The organism is Aliikangiella marina (assembly GCF_007004765.1).
GTDB lineage: Bacteria > Pseudomonadota > Gammaproteobacteria > Enterobacterales > Kangiellaceae > Aliikangiella > Aliikangiella marina.
In genome coordinates this window covers 84,651-107,003 of sequence record NZ_VIKR01000004.1, presented here as the reverse complement: position 1 = coordinate 107,003, position 22,353 = coordinate 84,651, and the positions used below count along the sequence as shown (strand labels likewise).

The window sequence follows — 22,353 nt, the reverse complement described above, 5'->3', positions numbered from 1 at the left end:
GTTGATTGGGAGGAAAAAACGATGAGCCAATCTAAAGGTAATGTAAAAACACGGTTAATGTTATCCATAATGATGACGATGGGAGTTTTACTAGCGGGTTGCGGCGAGGGTAAACCGAACTCAAGAGCTGTCTATTTGTTGCTTGATACGTCTGGAACCTATACTCAAGAATTAGCCAAGGCGCAAGCAATAATGAACTATTTGTTAGCAACCTTAAATAGTGGTGACTCTATCGCTATTGCGCGAATCGACAGTGGTAGCTTCAGTGAAAAAGATATAATTGCTAAGGCAACATTTGATATCAGACCGAGTACTGCAAATGATCAGAAACGACTGTTCAAACATAAGGTTGATGAATTTGTTGCCCAAGTTAAGTTTGGTAGCCGCAATACTGATATCACCGGCGGTTTAATTCAGGCATCAGACTTTGTAAATGAAACTAATGCAGGCGATAAGTATGTATTAATATTTTCTGATCTGGAGGAAGATTTACAGAAGGGACATGTGAGAGATTTTCCAATTGATGTTCAGGGGATACAAGTTGTCGCCCTCAATGTGACCAAACTGCGAAGTGATAATGTCGACCCACGGGACTATAAAAAGCGATTAACGCATTGGCAAGAACGTGTGAAGCAAGGAGGCGGTGAGTGGCGAGTTGTCAATGATTTAGAGAGACTTGATGCGTTAATTGCTATGCATTAGTCGTGGTCTTACTATCAAATTAAAGTGGCATTTTATTGGTTTATCAATGAACTAAAAGTGCCACTTAACCAAGAAACTCCAAGTGTTTTGATTGGTGGGGAAATTATTAGTATCACGAATCCCAAATTTATTGGTCCAGTAGTCATATTCGATTCCGATGTACCATTTGTATTCGCCTTCTAACATTGCTTTCATATCTAATTTAAGCTGTGGATTAAAATGAAAATTATCGCTTTGCTCATCACTATTGAGCACCCAATCAAAATAACCGTCAAATAGTAAGGGCGCTTCACCGATATTAAATGGATATGCGAAAGTAGTCGTAATTTGGTTACCACTTCCCGCTATATCTGGATCATCTCTTTGGTAAAGATGCACATTAAAGTATCGAAATCCTTGAATGTTGAGATCAACGCCTACGCCAAATAGGTTTCGCTCAATGCCATTTTTACCGCGCTCTAAAAGCATGGCAAACGTCAGTCTTTTCAATGTGGACTGTTGCTCAAAAGTATGAATGGTAAACCTTGGGGTTATCTCGCCATAGCGATTACTCCCGGAGGGTTGATAGTCTTTGTTATCAATAAAGAGAAATAGATCAAACCAGTCTTTTGCGTAGACATATTCAAAGGTAAAGGTTTGTTGTTTTGCCGGTTCGACTTTAAAGTTTTTGCCATTTAAATAGCTAATACTTGCTTCACTAAAATCTCGAGCGTTCGCTGTCTGTAAGGCGATAATAAATACTAGCGCAATTGGTGATAATACCAATCTAATTAACGGTTTCTTTCTCAACATAATCGATAAAATCCGTTTCCGACATAGGTTTGGCTAAAAAGAATCCTTGCCCTAAGTCACAGCGATGATTATTTAAAAAATCCAGTTGCTCCTGAGTTTCAATCCCTTCCGCGACGACGACTAGGTCGAGTTTTTCTGCCATACTGAGGATTGTTTCGATCAGCGATTCTGCAGAGCCTTTCTTGCCGATACCATCCACAAAGCTACGATCGATTTTAATAATATCGACGGGGAAACGAACTAAATAACTGAGCGATGAATAGCCGGTTCCAAAATCATCGATTGCGATTTTTACACCATATTGCTTAAGTTGATTGAGAACGTTTAATGCTTTTTCTGAATCATCGGTTAATAATCTTTCGGTTATTTCTACAGTTAGATTTAATTGTTGACTGAGCTCTGCTATGGTTGATAACCAACTATCGAGCGCTTTATCTTTGGTATGAAATAATCTTGGCGATACGTTGACAGACATGCCGATTAAATTCTCTTGCTCCCGATTTAGTTCGATTAAGATTTTAGCTGACTGTTTGAGCATGGCTAAATCGATTTTGTTAATTAATCCTGACTCTTCCGCGATTGTGATAAATTCGTAAGGCGGAACAAAAGTACCGTCTGCTTTTATCCATCGAGCTAAGGTTTCACATTTTATGATTTGGTTATCGGTCAACCGATTAATCGGCTGTAGATAGGGAATGAGCTCGTTGTTGCTAATTGCATTGATTAATTCATTTAGCAACTTATGACGGTGTTCTGATCGCTGTTGCATTTCTTTGGTATAAAACTGCCAGCCATTACGCCCACTTCGTTTAACTTCGTACATTGCTTGATCGGCTTTGCGTAGGAGTAAATCAGAAGATTCTCCGTCACCAGGAAATAGTGAGATACCAATACTGGCACTAATATGAAGGTCGCTGTCGTTGATATGATAGGGGCGTTGCAAGACCTTATTGATATTCTCTGTAACCCGTATGGCGTTTTCGAATTTATTAATATTAACCAGCAATACGCCAAACTCATCACCGCTCAGTCTTGAAACAGTATCCGTGGTTCTTACACACTGTTTAATCCGATTGGCTGCTTCAACCAGTAGCCCGTCACCCACTTGGTGGCCGTAATTATCATTCACGGGCTTGAAACGGTCGAGATCAATAAACAAAACTGCAACCTTGTTATTAACTCGTCGCGCAGACTCTATCGACTTACTTAATCGATCGTTAAATAAAACCCGGTTGGGCAATCCTGTGAGTGAGTCATATGTTGCTTGATGACGTATTAGCTGAGCTGCCTTAACTTTGTCAGTGACATCTTGCATTGTGCCCAGTAACCAATTGGGATTTGTTGGGTCGATTCCAGCGATTACTCTAAACCAAAGCTCACTGTTTTCAGGTGTATGAATCTCAAACTCTAAATCGAAAGGCTTTCCGTCTTCAAACAGGTTAAGCAAACACTTTCGCAACAAGTCAAAACCCTGCGGCTCAAAAAACACCTCAATATCTTCGAGGGACTCAGGTTTATAATTTAAAGGCTTTTCAAACAGTGCTGATGTTTGAGAGGACCAGCGGATAAAACGCATCGATTGATCGATCTTCCAGCCTCCGACCTTGGCAACGTCACCCACTTTTTCAAGGAGGTTTTGGTTTTCCGCGAGCGATAGTTGAAGCGCTAATTTCTCCTTTTCTTGTCGAAATCGAAAGGCAATCATTACACACAACAAAAGTATTGAGAAGGCGACGCCTAAGCGAAATATAAAAATATTGGTCGACTCTCGTGCTGAAAGGTTTCGTCGCGTCAATGCCAAATGCCAGGTCCCACCGCCAACAGCAATTACTGATTGGATTTTATTGGGATCGTCAAATATAGCGGGGTTTCCGTAAAACACAGGTCCATCGTTGCCCAGCGAATCATAGCTTTTAATGGCTAAATTTACCTCCGCGGCGATTTGATGTATGCCAGCTCGATGGTAAAGTTTTTCTGCATCAATCGGTGCCGAAATAATACCCCAAAGTTTTCGTTGTTTGCTATCACCGGTATAAATGGGTGCTCTGCCGATAAATGCGACACCACCTTGAACTAAATCAATCGGTCCTACGACCAATAATTGCCCGGTATTGACCACTTGCAAGACCATTTCTTTTTGAGCCGCATTTGTGTTGTAGTCAAGACCTATCGCTTTTTCATTCCCTTCAACCGGGTAGATATAGTTGATGACGAGATCTTTTGCGGCGGCAAAATTGATTAACAAGGGGTCTTTCTTAAATATTTCTTTGGCGTATGCTGAGAACTCTTGTTCTGATAAGTCTGGAGAGGCTGAAATATAAGCAGCAAAACCTGTAATCATCGAAAGATTGGTTCGAAGAATGCCTTCCAGTTTTGCCGTTGTCGAAGTGAGCTTTTGGTAAAGGCGTAGCTTTTCATCTTCTGCTTGCTCTGCGATGATATATTGTTCAGCTTGTTGTTCGAGCAGAAATGAAAGCGCGACCACACTAAGAATCGTTAAAATCGTTTTCTTGTAATGCCAACTTATTAATCCAATAGCCGTCAATAATATCAGCGAGAATAAAAATAAGGGCCTTGCTTCTGCTTGGTTGTTTTGTGATAAATAGCCAAATAGTGATTCCGCCGGTGAAATTGAGTAAACCAGCCCTTGCGCTCTGATTCGCTCATGCATTGCTAACCATTTATTTTGATTAAGGTGACCGATTGGCGTAGTCGGATAATCAAGTAATTCCTTGATATGACTGGCAAACTCCAAGTTATAGGCGAGCGGGTCATCGTACATTAGAAAAAATCTTGGTAGTTCTTGCGAGATTCGCTCGGCGATTTCACTCGGGTTCTCGAGCGCGTATTGCCAACCCTTCAACGAGGCTTGAACAAATCGATGGGTTATTGAAGGGTTGTTTTCAAGAAAACTCGAGCTGGTGTAAAGGGTGTCTCCATAGAAGCTGATACCAAAGTCAGCAGGATGCAGTTTATTGAGACTAACATTTCGTTCTTTAGCCTCAAAAAGTGCTGACACCTCATAGGTCGCAATTGCGTCGGCTTTACCTTCAATTAAAGTTTTGACTGTTGGAGGTTCGGCGACAAACTGAATATCTTTGTTTGCATAGCCTCTAGAGAGCAACAGTGCACGAACTTCAGCCTCGGTGGTATCATTAGGAGTCGCAGCAATTCTTAATGATGCAAGGTCGGAAACATCGTTTAATGGTGTTTCATCTAGTGCAAAAACAGCGCCTGCGCTGCGCTGGAAAATTGGTGCTAAGACAGAAACAGAAATGTTATTGTCTTGGGCTAATAAAATATCCAGGCCACCGATAGCAAACTGCGCTTTATTAGTGGCGATTTCTTCAATCGGCTTGAGGATACGACCCGACTTGTCACTAACGGATCGAATATCGACATCAAGCCCCGCGTCTTTATAATAACCTTGCCATTGAGCTGCGTAATATCCGGCAAACTGGAATTGATGCTCCCATTTCAGCTGCAACACGACTTTATCCGCTGTGTTACCCGAGAGAGGGTAAAAAGCAACCAACAAAGTGAGCCAGAGAAAGCGTTTGAACATGAATTGAATATAAATTGCAGACAGTTACATCTAAGATTAGTTTAGGATATCTGGGGTTGCAAAGTAATTTGCAGCGACTTTGGACTTCGATAAACTTTGTTTGTGTGGGGCGTTCATTAGCGTTATAAAAGTCACCAATATAATGAGCAAGTAGATATCTTACGGAATATACATAATTGAGATAAAGAAACTATGCCTGGACCATTAAAAGGGATTAGAGTTTTAGATTTAAGTCGCATACTGGCTGGGCCTTGGGCGACTCAAATGCTAGCCGATTTTGGCGCTGAAGTCATAAAGGTCGAGAAACCAAAAACTGGCGACGATACGCGTTTATGGGGCCCGCCTTTTCTTGATAAAAATCAAGAAAATCAACCAAGTCAAATTGACCGGTTCGACCAAGATAGCCGAGACAACCAAGATAGTGAGCGATATCGCGAAAGTCGGCATAACCGAGAAAGTGGCCATAACCGAGAAAGTGGGCATAACCGAGAAGACGCGGCCTATTTTTTGGCGGCAAACCGAGGCAAAAAGTCGATTACCCTCGATATTGCGAGCGAGGAAGGACAAAAAGTTGTCAAGCGGTTAGCTGCCGAGTCTGATGTTTTTGTCGAAAACTTCAAAGTTAATGGACTAAGCAAGTATGGACTTGATTATGACAGTTTGAGCAAAGTGAACCCCAAATTAATCTATTGTTCAATTACCGGTTTTGGTCAAACTGGGCCAGATGCAGAGAAAGCCGGATATGACTTAGCGATTCAGGCAATGTCTGGCCTGATGAGCATTACTGGTGAAGCTGATAATGTGCCTGGGGGAGGGCCGCAGAAAGTCGGTGTTGCGGTCGCGGATTTGATGACGGGTTTATATGCAGCCAATGCTATCCAAGCAGCACTACTCTATCGAGAACAACATGGTGAAGGACAATATATTGATTTAGCGCTTTTAGATTGTATGGTTGCAGGCTTAGCGAATCAAACGATGAACTATCTTGTTGGTGGGAACGTGCCAGTTCGACATGGAACCGGACACCCTAATATTGTTCCCTATCAAGCAGTAAATGCGGCTGATGGTCAATTTGTGTTAGCCGTTGGTAACGATAGTCAGTTTCAAAAGCTTTGTCAGCTGCTTGGTATCGAAACCTGTGCAGTCGACCTACGATTTAAGTCAAATGAAGCGCGCGTAAAAAACCGCGAGGAATTAATTTCAATAATAGAAAAACAGCTCGTTCAAGCATCATGCGAGCACTGGCTGGCTCAGCTTGACTCACTTAAAATTCCCTGCGCCCCGATTAATAACATCAGTGAGATGTTTAGTCATGAACAAGTTGCCGCACGAAAATTAGTCAAGTATCTACCCACGAGCGATAGAGGCCCAATTCCAACCGTTGCAAATCCAGTTAACTTCTCCAAAACCTCAGTCGAATACAATCGACCTCCGCCGAAGCTAGGAGAGCATAATGATGAATTCCTTTAAATCATTTATCTCATAAAGTTATTAACATTAAGCTATTATATAAAATGAGGTTATAAACAGACTAATTCATCGCGCTTTGAAATAAATCACCCTAGACTGTATTCAGGTTCTCAAAAAGCAATAAAAAACTAAAACCGAATATCAGGCTCTCTCAGGATAAGATTATTCTATTGCAATGGAATGGTGAAGTTGAGTGAGCGGGAGTGCTAAATGGAAAACGGCGAGCGCCGCAAAAACCAGCAGTTCCGTATTGACCCGAGTTTACGTAAAGGATTCAAGCTTGACGACGTAGTTGTACTCCCTCAAGACGGCGCAATAATTTGCCACGGGCAACACCGTCATTTACCTCCCAAAGCCATGGAGGTATTGCTATTTCTTTGTCAAAATCATAATCGACTCATTTCCTCTGAGCAATTACTGGTCTTTGGATGGGGAGATGCAACTTCTAGTCGGGCCAATTTAACTCATGTGATTAGTGAAATCCGTCAAGCGCTCGACGATCATAAAGAATGTCCTGCTTTTATCCAAACGATGCCAAGAAAAGGCTACCGGCTTATCGCCAAAGTTGCCCCAAGTGATGACAAGGTGCTTTATCCCAATGTTTGGCCACTCAGTGCTTCGCCGCAAAACTCAAATCGTTCAATTAACAAAGATAATCATTGGCATTTGTCATTAGCGGTTCTTAAAAACTCAAAACTGTTTAGCGTGAGTATCGCTTTTTTAGTGTCGATATGGGTTCTTATTCAAATTTTTGACATTATTTTTCCGATTTTTAATGTGCCTGAATGGGGGCTTAAACTAGCCGTACTTATTTTGGTGGTCGGACTACCGATTACGCTTTTATACACTTGGTTAAAAGAAATTAAAATTAAGAAGCTATTGCTAGCGAGGAAAAATAGCGGTTCGGACAAAAACTTTTTTTATCGACAGCTTATCGTCGATTTTGGGTTTATTGGTTTGATGTCTTTAGCGGTCGGTTGGTTATCGTTTTATCTGATAGAGTCGATTGAATTGGAAGCCAGCGATTCAATTGCTCAGATCTCGGGTACATTGCAAAAAGCGCCGTTGCAAGAGGACCTTGTTGCGATACCAAAATTTCAATTTGACGACGCAGTAAAGCTACCTGAGTATTTTAAATCGACACTCCAGTCCGAGCTTATCCATGCGTTATCTACGCAGAGCAATTTCAAGCTAGTTTCACATCGAGCGATCAATGAACTTCCACCGGATACCAAACTAGAAGCTTATGCGGCATTATTAGGGGCTCATTATCTATTAGATGGTCGAGTTTACGGAAGCAACGATCAGGTCAAAGTGATTTTTAGCTTGAGCGATACACTCACTTCACATCAAGTGTGGAGCTCTAATGTTGATGGAAGTTCGCAGGATCTATTGGGACTTCAGAAAGAAATTAATCGTCAAATATTTAATGCACTTTCATTACTAAGCAAACAAGATGATGTTGAAAATTTGCTCGTGATTAACACCGATGACTTCAAAGCTTATGACAGTTACATTCAGGGAAAGGACGCGCTAAGCCAAGCTTCGCTCAACTCAGAAAATATCCAAGTGGCTAAACGTCACTTTTTAGAAGCGTTAGAGTTTGATCCAAAGTTTTCACTGGCTACAGCGGGTTTATGTCAAACTTTCTTAAATGAGTATGTTGAGAGTATGAGTGTTGACAGTTTTAAATCTGCCAATGAGCATTGTGGTGGTTTACTGGCGTTAGGTAATCTTCGCGAAGAAGGTCTGATTGCACTAGGTGATCTGAACCAGTTAAAAGGAGAAGATCTCATCGCCATTGACTTTTATCAACAAGCACTAGAAAAAGATACAGATAACCTCAATGCGATATCCGGTTTAGCCAATAGCAAATCCAATTTAGGAGAATATGAATCGGCAAGACAACTCTTCAAGCGCCTTGTTCGAATAGAGCCGGGTTATTGGCAAAATTATCGTCAATTTGGAAATTTTCTATTTGAAATAGGTGATTATGAAGGAGCGATTGAACAATTTAAAAAAGTTACCTTATTAAGACCTAACTCATCGGATGCTTTCAATAGTTTAGGAGGTGCTTATTATTTAGCGGTTAAAACAGATTTGGCGGTTGCCGCATGGAAACGTTCATTGGCGATTCAACCCACTGCTAACGCCTACACTAACATTGGAATCGTTTCGTTTATATCAGAAGATTATCAAAGTGCGATTGATAATTATGCTAAGGCGGTATCTCTCAATCCGAACGATCACTTTCTTTGGATAAATTTGGCAGAAGCTCAAAAGTTTGCTGATAAAAAAGAAGCCTCAATCGAATCTTTTCAAAGAGCCTATGACGCGGCTCAACAAAAACTTCAAGTTAATCCCAAAGATTTTGTTGTGCTGGGCGGGGTGGCGAGAATTAATGCGGAATTGAGGCGGTGCAAAGCAGCTATGCAAAGTATTCGAGAGCTTTCGGTGAATGAGTGGCGAGATCCTTACTTCTATTATGACTTGGCGTTAGCCGCTCTTATTTGTGAGGATAAATCGCTTGCATTGGAAAAAATAAAGCTAGCGTTAAATCATGGATACCCGCGTGAAAGAATTGAAAAAGATATTCAGTTTTCTCAGATTAAGAATCAATTGGGAACATTGCAATAATTTATCTCGATAAAAATATGGAATATTAAAAATAGGAGCTATCAAAGATGAATATTCGTTTTAACTATCGTAAAAATAGAACGCTAGGAATTATTCTAACGTTTTTTGTCGTGTTCAGTGGTCGTGCATTTGCTGAAGATATAGCGATCAGTATGACGGAGAGTCAGTGCACGGTTTCGATGTCCAGCGCCGATAATGGATGTGATGCTGGACAGTGTGCCGGAGATTCAGCCTGCGTGTGTGCTGCAAAAGGCGATTTTATTACTTGGATTCTACCTGGCAATGATAAGTTTAAACTAAAGTTTTCTGGCGACTCTCCTTTAAAAGATAACTGTGGTAAAAATTACAAAGCCTCGAAACAAAAGTGTAAAATTAAAGAAGATGTCTCGCCGGGTCAGGAATATACTTATTTGGTTAAATTAAAAAAGTGCGCCAACGGAACCGACCCGAGGGTAGTTATCAAAGGGGGCCGATCATAATTGGTGGGTCATAACTAAAATACGGTTCAGTGCAATCGTTGACTAACGCTAATTGAAGGCTCGTCACTAGCGCAATACGAGCCTTAATAAACGAACGATACGAGGGAATCAATTCGCTAACCGATACAGCAATATTGCAGCCTTTTCCATGTTCTTTATAAAACTAGTCATGTCAGCGACTTCGTCTTTCGTGTGGCCGCCTTCGCCCATTAATCCCAAGCCATCTAGCGCCATTTTTACATGGTTTGCAGCAAAAGAAATATCTGCAGCACCAGCTCTTCTTGGATCAACAGCAATTACCCGCCCATGCCCTAAATCGAGACTAACTTGATTATAGAGGGCTAACAGTTGTTTATTGCCATCGGAAGGAGCCATTGGCGGATATCCATTGGAGAAACTTAGAGTGGATTGAGTGTGGGCAAGACTCTTTGCCACGATTTTTTGCATGACCGTTTTGGCTTGCGTGAGTTGTTCTGGTGAAACCGCTCGAATATCGCCGGTAATCAACGCGGTTTTCGCAATGATATTGGTTTTTCCAAAAGCTGAACCTTGGTTTGTTTGGCCATCAAATGCGGTTGTTGTTCCGCCAACAATCATTCCTGGATTAAACGTCAGATTTTTCTGAGTTGACAATTGAGTGCGAAACTCATTGAGAATGCGAGCGGCTTCAAATATTGCACCATCGCCGATATCCTCTCTAAAAATTTGCGAAGAGTGGGCTGGTTTACCGGTGACTTCTAAGCGCCAGTTTATGGCGCCTCTTCTCGCAATGACCGCCGTTTTTATATCACCATCGCCGTCTTCAAAACCAATAGCATAGTCAGCCCATTTAGCAGCATCGACTATTGCTTGTTTAGATTTTTTTAATGGCTTTCCACTACTTTCTTCATCTCCGGTAAGTACAACTTTGACGCTTAGTCTATCCAGGGCCCCCGAATCCTTGAGTGCTTTCAATGCATAAAGCATGATGACGTTACCACCTTTCATATCGGTAATCCCCGGCCCTTTGACTTTATTATTACCTAAAGGTTGGTATCTCTGAAATTGACTGTTATTTGGAAAAACCGTATCGAGGTGTCCGATCAAAAGCACCCGTGGGCCCTGTTTCCCATAGCTTGCTACTAAATGTCCCGCACGATTAAAAGCTTTGCCGTCTTGCCATTCTGTTTCAAAGCCGATTGCATCAAATCGGTCTTTGAAAAACATGCCCACCGCTTTTACACCTTTAAAATTCATTGTGCCACTATTCATATCGACAACGGACTTTAAATCTTTTTCGGCCGTAGCGAGGTTTTTCTCGATGATAGTTCGGATTGCTTGTTCATTTTCGTCGAGCGCCCAACTGGGTAGCGCAAAACTCAACAATGAAAGTGCGATTAAAAAAGTAAAATATTTCATTTAAATCTCTCGACTTGGAAGGCGTTTGTTATTGATTGATGTCTGAAACCCAAGGCGGTCGGTTGCTACCGCCACTTAATGTTGCAGCCCATGCTTGGATACTGTTTTTGTTCAATTGGCTGATTAGATTCAAGCGCATTCAGTGCCGCTTTAATGTCAGATCCTGTTACCGCTACCCCATTGCCAGGAGTCGAGCCATCAAATCGTCCGCGATAAACGCAGCGTAGTTCACCGTCAAAAAGAAAAAAATCTGGTGTGCATGCTGCCTGATAAGCTCTGGCCGTCTCTTGTGACTCATCGTATAGGTATGGAAATCGATAGTCTAGCTCTGTCGCCTTTTGCGCCATTTTTTCCGGTGAATCTTGTGGGTATGCGATGACATCATTCGCGCTAATTGCCACAAAGTTGATTGCTTTGTCAGCGTATTCTCGGCCCAAGTCAGCCATAGCACTTTCAATATGAACAACAAAAGGGCAGTGATTGCACACAAACATTATCAGGGTGCCCTGGGCGCCTTTGAGCTCGGATAAGGTTTTTAACTGACCATCTCGAGGATCAAGGAGTTTAAAATCAGGAGCAACAGTTCCCAGTGGAAGCATATTGGACGGTGTCAATGACATTATCGTGATTCCTGGATTGATTCATCACATTAAACTTTTATTGTAAGGTATACTGAGGGTTTGATTAATTCAACTGACTTTTGATGATTGTTGGTTATTTAGTCTTATCGCAGAACTTTGATTTTGCTTACAGAATTTGAGTTTCGCTGAATGAAAGGTTGAAAATATTAGTTTTCTCAAGCCCAATATTAAATAGCTTTTAAGTTTAGTTAACATGAAATCAGAAAGTTTTACTGAGTTGGCCTAGCGATAAGTGATTCTTATATGCTTAAAATTACTTTGAAATCTCTATTCATGCTCTGCGTCGGTGCTTCTGGTTTGCATCTAGGTGCCGCTGATAACGAGATAAGCGTTACTGACAATAGTGCTAGCCCAACGGTCGCAGGAAATAAAGCCTGGTCCGTTTTGAATCACGACAAGCGTATTGTTATTGGTTGGCAAGCCGCTATTCAACAAGTACTCGATGAAGAGACTCGCTTGGCGACAATTAGAAATCATCAGGCTGAATCGCAGTCAGTTTATCAAGCTGTGGAACGCTATGTGAGTAGTTTAAAGAAGCTCGAACTCGCCGATACGCCGAAGATTTTTCAGATAAATTTCGAACGCTATATAGCGGCTCTGGAAAAATTTATCCCAGAACTAATTAAATTCCAAAATTCGCAGGGCAGCCTAAAAGATATTTATGACCAGGCAGGTATCAACAATTTTAGTTTTAAGCAACGCGAGCTAAGGGTTACTCAATCATGGCGTAATATCGAAACGCTGGTGGGTTTTTATCAAAGCAACTTGCCACTTAAGCCATTCGTATTTTCTTCTAACCGATCGGGTAATTCAGAAATCTACTTAGCTAATTATTTAAGTGGTGCAAGTAAAAATCTAACCAATAATCTTGCTGATGATAACTGGCCAGTCATTTCTGGAGACAGTAAACGACTATTATTTCAGTCTCGACGTAATGACAATTTAGATGTTTTTATGTTAGACCTGATCACTGGCACCGAACGGCAGCTAACCACTCATATTGCTCATGACTACTTAGCATCTTTTTCGCCACAAAAAGAGTTCGTCTATTTTACTTCTTGGCGAGCCAGTAACGTGGAAAACCAACGGACACGTTTTTTTCGGCTCGATACTCGCACCAGTGAGATTGTTCAATGGACATCGACCGAACCAGGAAACTCAACAGGAATAGTTTGGGACAACAGCGGGGCTCGCGTGATTACGACTTTGAAAAGAGGGGATAACGCTCAAGTTTACTTGTTGGACGAGATGGGGGCAATAATTCGTCAATTAACCAATGAGCCTGGATATAATGCCGGAGGCCAAGTCTCACCAGACGGCAGGAAGATTGCATTTTATTCCAGTGGTAAAATGCGTTCTAGGATTGGCCTAGTCAATATTAATAACCCCGGTGATATTCAGTGGGTTGTAAAAGATGGATTTAATTGGTATCCACAATGGAGTTCGGATGGGAAGTGGTTGGCATTCAGTCGCTCGCTCGATAGCAATCATCGCAATTTAAATATTTATCTTATTGAAATAAGCAATCCAGGTTTTCTTATTCCTATCATTGAATCCCCCGCACGTGACAGTGAATTTCGCTGGCTCAACTAAACACTGATGAGCTAGCTGGAGAATTCTCGAGATAAAGCCATCTGATACTATTCAGTTCGATCCAACGATATTCTTTTTGCAAAAATAACGCTTAGCCCTATCCCCAAACAAGAAATGATAGAAAGCAATAAAAAATAATGTTGAAACCCTTCAATGCCTGGTGCTGCATCTAGAATTCTTCCCGTAATAGGCGCGAAAAAAATATCGGGTGTATAACCAATTAACGATACAAGACCAACCACTGTGCCGGTTTGCGTTAGTGTGACGCCCGATTCTTCAACTAAAGCAAAGTAAACACCTCGTAAGCCGTAAACTGCTGCAAAAGTAATGAGTAGATTAGCGAGTATAAACAGTTGATTGGTGTTTTGAGGAGAGATAAATGCTAAAACCACAAACGCGACTGCAACAACAGCAAACATAAAAGCGATAGTTCTGCTGGAGAAAAAGCGATCGGCGATAAAGCCCGCGGTAATTGCCGCGATAGGCCGTAAGTAGCTCCCTAAGGCAGTAAATTCGGCGGCTTCAACTTGATTCATCTTGAGTACTTCTACAGCATAAATACCATAATTATCCAACGCTTTATAGCCGCAGTAAGCCGCTACAATGATTGCACCTTGTAACCATACCGTCGGCGTTCTGATGACTTGGCTTAGGTCATTGGGAAGTTGAGAGAAGCTTGCTTTATCGTTGCTGGGTTCTTCAACTAATAACCAAACAAAAAGTGCTGCCAGTAAAGTTAAAAAACTATAGTACAGGATCACTGATTGTAATCCTTGTTTTAGCAGGCTCGGTTCATCTAGCTCAGTTTCAACCGTGAGACTAAATATTAATACACCGACAGAAGCGGCGATACTAGCAACTAAACCTCTACCGCCGTCCAATAAACCGAAGGCAATTCCTTGAGAGCCGTGACCTCCCCATTCGCGCGTTGCCTTAATGATAGCAGCCCAAAACAGTAATATACTGGTTAATCCAAAAAAACCAAATAAGAAGAACAATGATTTTTGATCCGGTAAAGTGTATAGATAAAAACCACCCAAGGCGGTAGTAATTAATGAAAATACAATTAGCTTACGAGCAGAAAAATGGTCAGCAATAACGCCACCGGGAAAGTAGGCCAGCATCGCGACTATTCCATAGACAGCAAAAATGTCGCCGAGCTGTGTATTCGACAAATTGAAAACTTCGAGAAAGGTCGGTCTAAAAAATCGCGTAATATGGAAGGGCAAACTAAAAATGATTTCTCCCGCAAAAATAATCGCGAGTAGGGTAAGGTAATTAGTAGTTGTTCTGCTCACGATTAATTAGGCCTCTGAATATTGCGGTATGTCTCGAAAACGTAAAGGGCAATGACACTCAGTTTAACCTTTGTCAGGCGGGTAAACAATTTGTTAGTAGTAACGTCATCGTGCCAAAAAGTATAGCGTCTCCTTTGACATCGGCACGGCTTAAGCCGCGTTTAAGTGATTGATCAAATGATACGACTGTTCTGACTTAGTTATCACCTGAAGATCGCCAAAATTGCTCCAGTGTGTGTTGAACTTGCTCGAGGTTTGAACAAGGCCTGACATGCCAGTTATCTGGCATTAAGTTTTGATAGTCTAGCCGCCGAAATCGAGGGTCCACCAAGATAACCACACCTTTATCGGTTTCTGAGCGAATTACTCGGCCAGCAGTTTGTTTTACTCGAGTAAACCCGGGAAACTGATAGTTGTATTTAAAACCATTAAATCCCTTATCCTCGATATGTTGTTCAATAAGGTTTTGCTCTAACGATGGTTGCGGCATTCCGGCACCGATAACAATCACGCCATCTAATGCTTCGCCACTAAAGTCGACGCCTTCACCAAAAACACCACCCAAGATTGCAAAGCCAAGTAAACTATCAGCGCACTCAAAAAACGCTTTGAGAAAGGTTGATTTTTCTTTATCGGTGCTGTTTTTTTGTTGTTTGATAGTGCTTATTTCCTGATTAGCTTGCACAAAGTGATCGTAACACTGGGTAAGGTACGCATATGAAGGAAGAAATACTAAATATTTACCAGGTTTCGCGTGTATCGTTGAAAGTATTAAGTCGCACAAGAGGCTGATAGAACTATCTCGATGTTTCCATCGGGTATCGATAAAGTCACAACGCACTGTTAATTGGTTCTCGATCGGAAACACCGGAGGGAGCTTTAGTTTGACCGAATCTTCCGATAACCCTGTAACTTGACTGTAGTAATCGAGCGGTGTGACAGTTGCGGAAAACCCAATTAATGCGCGAGCGGATTGATACTTCTTAGTAAGGTAACTCGCTGGGTCGAGACACAGCAGTTTAAGCGATACAGCCAGCTTTTGGGACGAAGTAGAGCGAGTACCGGAAATGATTGTTTTGTGGTCTTCGCTATAAAGTTCACTTATAAAGTAATAACGATAGAGACTTTTCAACCAATCATGAAAACCTTCAATTTGATGATTGTTCATTCCGCCTGCGAAACCGTCACTTAGAGACTCATTGCTCACTTCTTCAAATAGGTGCTCTAAACAAAACTTAAGTACTTCTGGCGGCGATTCTATAACTTGATCTGTATCGTCGCTACGCTTTTGCTGAGTTACTGAGAATAAATTTTCCTGCGGATTCGTTAATTGAACCAGTTGCTCGAGATACCGTTTGATTGGAGACTTCAACGGTGAATTTTTTTTCAATTGGCGAAGTATCGCGTGAGCGGGTGCACTCGTTAACTCAGCGGAATACATTCCTCGCGAGCGTTCAATCAAGTTGTGATACTCATCAATCAAAAGTACTCGTTGATTAATGTTGTCATCAAACGCTGATAGCCTCACCATTGGGTCAAGAAAATAGTTGAAGTCGCAAATCACAATGGAAGACCATCGAACCATTTGTAGGCTTAGCTCAAATGGGCAGATATGATTTGCCGCTGCGATTTCCTGAATTTTCTCGCTGCTTAAATAGGCTGCTTCTAAGCAAGCCAAGCGTGCCTGTGGTAACCGATCGAAAAAACCTATGGTGCGAGAGCACACTCCCTTACCGTTATCACATGTCTGGCGAATTGATTCTTTCGAAGAGCGGCATGGGCAAGCCTTATCTTTTGCCTGTAATACAACATAGTCAATTTCAAGGCCACTCTCGATCAATTTTTGGGTGTTCTTTAGAGCTGCTTGCTGCCCGGAACCTTTAGCGGTAAGGTAGACAATCTGAGCTATTATGCCCTCGCCAATGGCTTTGCTACTAGCGAACAATGTACTCATCGTTTTACCGGAACCCGTCGGGGCTTCAACAAGTAACTGTTTTTTGTCTTTTATCGTCTGGTAAACAGCCTTAGCAAAATAGTGTTGGCCCGTACGATATTCCGTATAAGGAAAAGCGATTGTCTTTGCAGAGTCTCGGACAATGAGTTGACGTTCTTCTACAGCCGAAAACCATGTTAAATAAATATCAAGATAGTTTTCGGTGATTTTTTTCGCCTCAAGAGAAGTGATTGACTGTTCCGATGAAAACTCACTATTGTCTAATAAATTAAACCAAGTTGTTTTAAGTACATAGGTTTGCTCTGGGTTGAGTGCTTCCGCTGACTGGGTTTGTTCGAGATGCAGCAAATAGCAATAAACAGTGGTCTGGGCTAAATGTAATATTATTTTTTCTTGCGGTATATCTTCTTGATCGAAATAGGTCGTCTTAATTTCTTCAACAATAGCAGGTGATTGCACTCGATTAACTAGGTCAATTCTCCCCCCGAGAGTGACCGAGTAGTTCTTGTATTCTATGGTTTGTTTTACTGCAAATTCTTTTTCCCACTCGCTATTTCGCGAATTCTGAAGGGTTTGATGTCCCTTGATACCTTCTTTCGCACTCGGCCCAAAGCTAGATTCAGAAAAAAGATCACCGGAGCGCGCACTAAACTCGACCAGAGTCCTTACCGATAGTTTGATTTCTTTTTTACTGCCACTCAACGTTTACGACCTTGTGCGGGATATCATGCTTAGCAAAGTACTTCATCCAACGGAGCTGGTTTTTCTGGAGCTTATCACCTGGCCCTTTTATTTCAATTAATTCATAACCGCCTTCTGCAGGAAACAAGATTAAATCAGGAAACCCTGAGCGGTTTGCTTTGATATCCAAAAAGATTCTGTCAAATATTTGTTTCCAGTGTGTCCCCGGAATATGTTCAAAGGCGAACTCTAACAAGTCTTTCGTTAAAAGTTCCCAAAAAACAAAAGGTGTCGATGTTCCTTGTTTTTCGGATATTCGGTTTAAATAGTTTTCAATATTATCCTGCATATTATCGACAGTTAACGATAGTTTTTGATAGATATCTTGGCGTTTTTTTAGGAAATCATCTTCATACAAATCATGAGGTCTAAACTGGAATGGGTTAGTAAAAGCACCTTTAATCGGCGCGAAAAATAGTGGCCAATAGTGCAAGCCGAAAACGCTTAAAAACAACCCATTTTCAATATAAAAGCACTCGCCATACTGTGAGAAATATTGGCGAGCACTGATTTCGACATTGTCCTCAGTTTGTGGTATCGAAATGGTTTCCTGAGGCGGCTTGTATCCATCGGGTTGCGGCCATTTTATTTTATGTTTTTTTGCAGCTCGAAATCCAAACTCTTGAGCAAAAATTAGCTCGCTCTCTGAGCGTGGTGCGTTGATGATTTGCTGACAAATTTCGAGGGAGCGATCAACTTTATTTTGTTTTAAAAGAATTCTTGCTTGCCTTTCTCTTGATGGTTCGAGTGAATTCTCCCTATAAATTGATAAAGCCTGGTCGAGCGACGCAAGTCTCTCAAGCTGACGAGCTAAGCTGATGTTAACGCGCTGTACACGACGCATTAACGTGTTGTCGGTAGCCTCAACTTGCGGTAAAAGCTGATGAAAGTTGATAATTGCCTTACAGTCTCCTTGAAGTGCCTCGTCTAAACCTTCAAGTACTTGATAGTAATTCAGATAATTCTCTATTTGTTCGCGACTTGAAAAAAGCCGCGAGTTTCTGTCGATTTGATAGGATTCGAATCGATAGAGTCCCAAATCGCGTAATACAAAATCGGTCAGATCTTGATTAAGATTGCCGAAAAAAAGTAGTTTGAAGGTTTCAAAAGCTTCAAATTGTGACAATAGTATTATTGGCTCATCGATTAACGTATAGAGATCAAATTCTTTGTCCAGCTCGATGAGCATTTCATCAAGTGCTCCCCTTGAAAGTTTTTTTATCGATACGATAGTTTCTTTATCGAGTTCTAATTGTTTAAGAATTGAAATCCACTCGGGTTTACTAAATACGGGAATCAGACTCTCTGCAGCGAGTGGTGGGTTTAACTCAACTAACGAAGCCTTGCTCAATGTTTTGCTCGCAGACTGAATATCCTTGATTTCTTGGTAGTTGAGCTTGCTTTCGCGAAATACTAAACCTTTACGAGTGAGCATTCTGACGTAAAGGAATTGCGCTTCTTTTGTGAGTGATTTGAAATTGAGGTAAAACTCAGTTTCTTGCTTATTAAGCAAGTCGTTATATTGTTCATAGACGTAGTCGACGAGCTCTAGAAAGTTGGTTAAATAATAGCCTTGAGGTAATTCGATCACTGGCACAATTCTAAATATCTGGAATCAATTCATTCTAATGAAGCTTCAGCATTTAGCAAAGGGTCATTTGCTTATTTTTGTGTTGGTATTCGATTTTCGTCAAGATAATAGATAAGGTCAGCGTTCACTCGCATTTGTTCATTGCAGGCAATGGTTAGTCGTTCAAAATGCATCATAAAGTGCTCGAGTTGCTGCTGATTCATGATTTGTGGGTTCTTTAAGTTGTTGCTTGAACGTCGTCTTAAATTGGCTTCTTGCTCCGCTCTCCAGAGCTTAACCTGCGGCCAACTCGGCGGATTAAAATAAACCAGAAAGTCTATGACTTGAAAGAGTTGACGGTAGTCGTTTGCGAGCCGATTATTCCAGTAGAGTCGCCAGGTACTGTCTGGATCTAAATCGGCTTCAAGTTGATTGAAGGGGACTATTAAATCTGATTCGTTAATCGAATTCGCACCGACACACCACCCTTCAAACAATACAATATCAATTTTGCCAACATGTATTTCCCATTTCTCTTCAGGCGCTGGGTTATCGGTTGCTTTGTCAAAGCAAGGCACTCGAATTGATTGGTTATTATCATTATCGACAAGGCGATGAAAAAAATTCATTGCTAATGAGATATCGTGAGTGCCCGGAACACCGCGAGTTTTGAATAGTGGGTGAATAGTTTCCGCGAGTCTTAAACGGGATTGGCGGGATAAGTAAAAATCATCGATTGAAACCGCCACAACTTGCAATTCAAACGCTTGAGTCAGCACCCTTCTTAACAACTGACATAGCGTGGATTTACCCGCGCCCTGCGGGGCATTGATACCAACGATCAACGGTTTTTTATCAGCTTTAGCATTGAAATTTGCATTTATTCGCTTTGCCAAAGGGTGATAACAGCTTTTATAGGCTGAAAGAATATTATCGCGGGGTAGCCCGAAATGACAACAAAATTCAATGAGATCTTGGCGAGTGAGTCGCAAGGTTAACCAAGTGAAATTCAAAAAAACAAGGTCTCTAATCTAACATAAGCTTTGCGATTAGAGAACGCCGACCTAACTTATTAAAACAGCTGTCTTTATTCTACTTTTTCCAATGACAGCACTATGAGCATGAATCTCATAGCGCAATAAATAATCAAAGAATTTAGAATTTACTCAGCTGATGATTGAATAAAAGTTGGTTTTATTTAATATAGTTACAAAATAATAAAAAGCTTCGAATTCGCTACGGAGGGAGTCGTAGTTACTAAACTAGAAATTAGTAAACACGTAATTATTGAACGAGAAATTAGTCGACTAAAAACTAGCAAGCGATAAATGAGTTAGCTATAAATGAGTTAACTAGACGTCAGCCCCCACTGCATTTCGTATTGATACCCCTTTTGTATGAATCACTCTTAGGGCGATTCAACAAGAGCATAAACAAGCTATTCCGATGAGTTTATTGGAGGATAAAAAATGTTGGGCACAATCACCGCGTCGCGATTGAACGTACGCTCTCAACCGGACCAGCATAGCAACAAACTGGGTGAAATAGTCAAGGGAACTGTTGTTAACATCTTAGCCCAGAAGAATGGTTGGTATGAAATTCTTTACAATAAGCTACCGGGTTTTTTGTTTGGTCAATACGTTGATCTAAGAGACGACAGTATTACTCAAGCAGGCATAATAACCGCAAGGTTACTCAATATTCGCGAAAGACCCGATACCAGTAGTCCAATTCTCGGCACATTGGGGAAGGGGAGCAAAATTGATGTTATTTCCAGTAATCAAAATTGGGTTGAGTTTTCTTTCAAAGAATCAAGTGCTTATCTAGCCCGCGATTATGTCGAGCTTCATCTTCAAGAGTCTTTATCATTTGGCAAGGTTACTGTTCAACTATTAAATGTTCGCCAAAGCCCAAGTTTATCTGCGCCGGTTATTGGGCAAGTAAAACTTGATGACAAACTAGAAATCATATCCAGTGTTGGCGAGTGGCTTGAAATACGTTTTAACAAGATTAATGGGTTTGCTGCCGCTCAGTATATCAACACTAACACTGACGAAGAAATCCCGCCAACTATCCCTATTGGTCCTAATCAGATTGAAGAAGAGCCTGAACGTCCAGCGGTGTCGCGCGAAAGCGTTAATGATGGTTTTGAACCAACCAAACTTATTTCAGAAGTCGGTGGTCCAGAGGAACGCAAGGTAGCGGCAACTTGGAATCGATATGGTGCGCTATTAGAAGATCTCAGCCAAGACAAACAAATCGATGTTGCTTGTACGGTTGCGGTACTTTGTGTTGAAAGTTCAGGACGTGGATTTAGTAGTGCCAATAACGACAGAATGATTATTCGTTTTGAGAACCATAAGTTCTGGAAATATTGGGGCAAGCAAGACCCCGAAAAATTTAGACGACACTTTCGATACAACAGTGGTAAAGCGTGGACTGGCCATCAATGGCGTGCAGACTCCCAAGCGGAGTGGCAATCATTTCATGGTCGACAAAATGCAGAGTGGGAAGTGTTAGATTTTGCCAGAAGCATCGATAATGATGCCGCATTATTATCAATCAGTATGGGCGCTCCTCAAATTATGGGCTTTCATTACCAAGCAATTGGTTATCAATCGGTTCAAGAAATGTTTGATGATTTCAACGCTGGTATTAAGGCTCACATAGAAGGATTATTTAATTTTATGTCGCCCGCGATGATTCAACACTTGCAAAGGCTTAAGTTCGAGTCCTTTGCTGGTTTATATAATGGCAGCGGTCAAAAGAAGAAATATGGTCGCTGGATCAAAAACCACTATGACGCTTTCAAACGTCGACAATAAATAGAATTAAATCCAAAGGGAGCAATTTATGAGCGTTTTGTCTTTTATCAGTAATATCTTTGAACCTGCAGCCAAGCTGGTGGATGACCTACATACCAGCGAAGAAGAAAAGCTGGAATTAAGAAGGAATATCCAAGCGATAGAAAATGAGTTCTTAAGTAAAGTGCTCGATTATGAAGGGAAGTTAATGGAAAACCAAGCCGCTGTAATTAAAGCAGAGGCGACAGGGCAATCGTGGCTGCAGCGAAGTTGGCGTCCAATAACAATGCTGACTTTTTTGTTTCTGGTAGTGATGGATAGTTTTGGTTTTCTAGCAACGCCGCTGGCCGACGAAGCATGGTTGTTACTGCAAATTGGTTTAGGTGGTTATGTCGCGGGGCGTTCTGCAGAAAAAATTACGAGTCAAATGATGAGCTCTCGATCAAAAAGAGACGGAGAAGCTAAAGGCTGAGTGTGAATCACTTGGTTAGGCTGAAAGAGATAGCGTCTCAAAGCTGCGATTGTTATCGTCTTTAGACGAGTTGATTATGTATTTGTTGTTAGTTTCGTCGTGCTTTCATATTTGGTATTTAGGTGTTGAACTGTTGTCAACACCCTTTGATCTTGAGCGCAACAAAACACAGGTAAAATAAGTGTTCCGAAGCTTGAAAGTTAAAAATTAAAAGTTAAAAATCAAAAGTTAGAACAG

The 22,353-nt window shown here is 41.3% G+C and carries 15 protein-coding genes; 7 read left to right on the top strand and 8 right to left on the bottom strand.

Annotated elements, in window-relative coordinates; all coding sequences use genetic code 11:
• Nucleotides 1-21: 21 nt before the first annotated feature.
• Nucleotides 22-702: a vWA domain-containing protein gene (locus FLL45_RS15230; RefSeq protein WP_246075841.1), complete on the top strand. Its 681-nt coding sequence runs from the start codon at nt 22-24 to the stop codon at nt 700-702.
• A gap of 51 nt (nt 703-753) precedes the next feature.
• Here FLL45_RS15230 and FLL45_RS15225 read toward each other — a convergent pair whose 3' ends face one another.
• Both FLL45_RS15225 and FLL45_RS15220 read right to left on the bottom strand, forming a co-directional pair.
• On the bottom strand, nt 754-1,494 hold the full coding sequence (locus tag FLL45_RS15225) for a hypothetical protein (protein WP_142942930.1): 741 nt from the start codon (nt 1,492-1,494) through the stop codon (nt 754-756).
• The gene (locus tag FLL45_RS15220; protein WP_185964487.1) at nt 1,469-4,984 is read right to left on the bottom strand and encodes an EAL domain-containing protein; all 3,516 of its coding nucleotides are present in this window, start codon (nt 4,982-4,984) and stop codon (nt 1,469-1,471) included. Before FLL45_RS15220 ends, FLL45_RS15225 begins: the two co-directional genes overlap by 26 nt.
• Before the next feature lie 267 nt (nt 4,985-5,251).
• Between FLL45_RS15220 and FLL45_RS15215 the strand changes: the two genes are divergently transcribed.
• The 3 genes from FLL45_RS15215 to FLL45_RS15205 all read left to right on the top strand — a co-directional run bounded on the left by FLL45_RS15215 (nt 5,252) and on the right by FLL45_RS15205 (nt 9,645).
• Complete coding sequence (locus FLL45_RS15215) at nt 5,252-6,529, top strand: CaiB/BaiF CoA transferase family protein (protein ID WP_142942928.1); 1,278 nt, start codon at nt 5,252-5,254, stop codon at nt 6,527-6,529.
• A 210-nt stretch (nt 6,530-6,739) separates the two neighbouring features.
• Nucleotides 6,740-9,166, top strand: a complete 2,427-nt coding sequence (locus tag FLL45_RS15210) for a tetratricopeptide repeat protein (protein WP_142942927.1) — start codon at nt 6,740-6,742, stop codon at nt 9,164-9,166.
• Nucleotides 9,167-9,213: 47 nt separating this feature from the next.
• Nucleotides 9,214-9,645 carry a hypothetical protein gene (locus FLL45_RS15205; RefSeq protein WP_142942926.1) on the top strand — a complete coding sequence of 144 codons (432 nt, stop codon included), beginning with the start codon at nt 9,214-9,216 and terminating at the stop codon, nt 9,643-9,645.
• A gap of 108 nt (nt 9,646-9,753) precedes the next feature.
• On the opposite strand, the gene FLL45_RS15200 is transcribed toward FLL45_RS15205, so the two are convergent.
• Together FLL45_RS15200 and FLL45_RS15195 are read right to left on the bottom strand one after the other, a co-directional pair.
• Nucleotides 9,754-11,043 (bottom strand): M20/M25/M40 family metallo-hydrolase, encoded by a 1,290-nt coding sequence (locus FLL45_RS15200; protein ID WP_142942925.1) that lies wholly within the window; start codon nt 11,041-11,043, stop codon nt 9,754-9,756.
• A 65-nt stretch (nt 11,044-11,108) separates the two neighbouring features.
• A complete protein-coding gene (locus FLL45_RS15195; protein WP_142942924.1) occupies nt 11,109-11,663 on the bottom strand; it encodes a thioredoxin family protein in 555 nt (184 codons plus the stop codon).
• Nucleotides 11,664-11,927: 264 nt separating this feature from the next.
• On the opposite strand from FLL45_RS15195, the gene FLL45_RS15190 reads away from it, so the two are divergent.
• Nucleotides 11,928-13,277 carry a TolB family protein gene (locus FLL45_RS15190; RefSeq protein ID WP_142942923.1) on the top strand — a complete coding sequence of 450 codons (1,350 nt, stop codon included), beginning with the start codon at nt 11,928-11,930 and terminating at the stop codon, nt 13,275-13,277.
• A 47-nt stretch (nt 13,278-13,324) separates the two neighbouring features.
• Here FLL45_RS15190 and FLL45_RS15185 read toward each other — a convergent pair whose 3' ends face one another.
• The 4 genes from FLL45_RS15185 to FLL45_RS15170 form a co-directional block, all read right to left on the bottom strand.
• Nucleotides 13,325-14,575 carry an MFS transporter gene (locus FLL45_RS15185; RefSeq protein WP_210247210.1) on the bottom strand — a complete coding sequence of 417 codons (1,251 nt, stop codon included), beginning with the start codon at nt 14,573-14,575 and terminating at the stop codon, nt 13,325-13,327.
• 196 nt (nt 14,576-14,771) lie between these two features.
• Nucleotides 14,772-17,231 carry an ATP-dependent DNA helicase gene (locus FLL45_RS15180; RefSeq protein ID WP_142942921.1) on the bottom strand — a complete coding sequence of 820 codons (2,460 nt, stop codon included), beginning with the start codon at nt 17,229-17,231 and terminating at the stop codon, nt 14,772-14,774.
• Nucleotides 17,218-18,861, bottom strand: coding sequence for a VRR-NUC domain-containing protein (locus tag FLL45_RS15175; RefSeq protein WP_142942920.1), 1,644 nt, complete (start codon nt 18,859-18,861; stop codon nt 17,218-17,220). The genes FLL45_RS15180 and FLL45_RS15175 overlap by 14 nt, the downstream gene beginning before the upstream one ends.
• A gap of 71 nt (nt 18,862-18,932) precedes the next feature.
• Nucleotides 18,933-19,736 (bottom strand): hypothetical protein, encoded by an 804-nt coding sequence (locus tag FLL45_RS15170; protein ID WP_142942919.1) that lies wholly within the window; start codon nt 19,734-19,736, stop codon nt 18,933-18,935.
• Nucleotides 19,737-20,309: 573 nt separating this feature from the next.
• On the opposite strand from FLL45_RS15170, the gene FLL45_RS15165 reads away from it, so the two are divergent.
• Nucleotides 20,310-21,665 carry an N-acetylmuramidase domain-containing protein gene (locus tag FLL45_RS15165; RefSeq protein WP_142942918.1) on the top strand — a complete coding sequence of 452 codons (1,356 nt, stop codon included), beginning with the start codon at nt 20,310-20,312 and terminating at the stop codon, nt 21,663-21,665.
• A 28-nt stretch (nt 21,666-21,693) separates the two neighbouring features.
• A complete protein-coding gene (locus tag FLL45_RS15160; protein ID WP_142942917.1) occupies nt 21,694-22,116 on the top strand; it encodes a 3TM-type holin in 423 nt (140 codons plus the stop codon).
• The last annotated feature ends 237 nt before the right edge of the window (nt 22,117-22,353 follow it).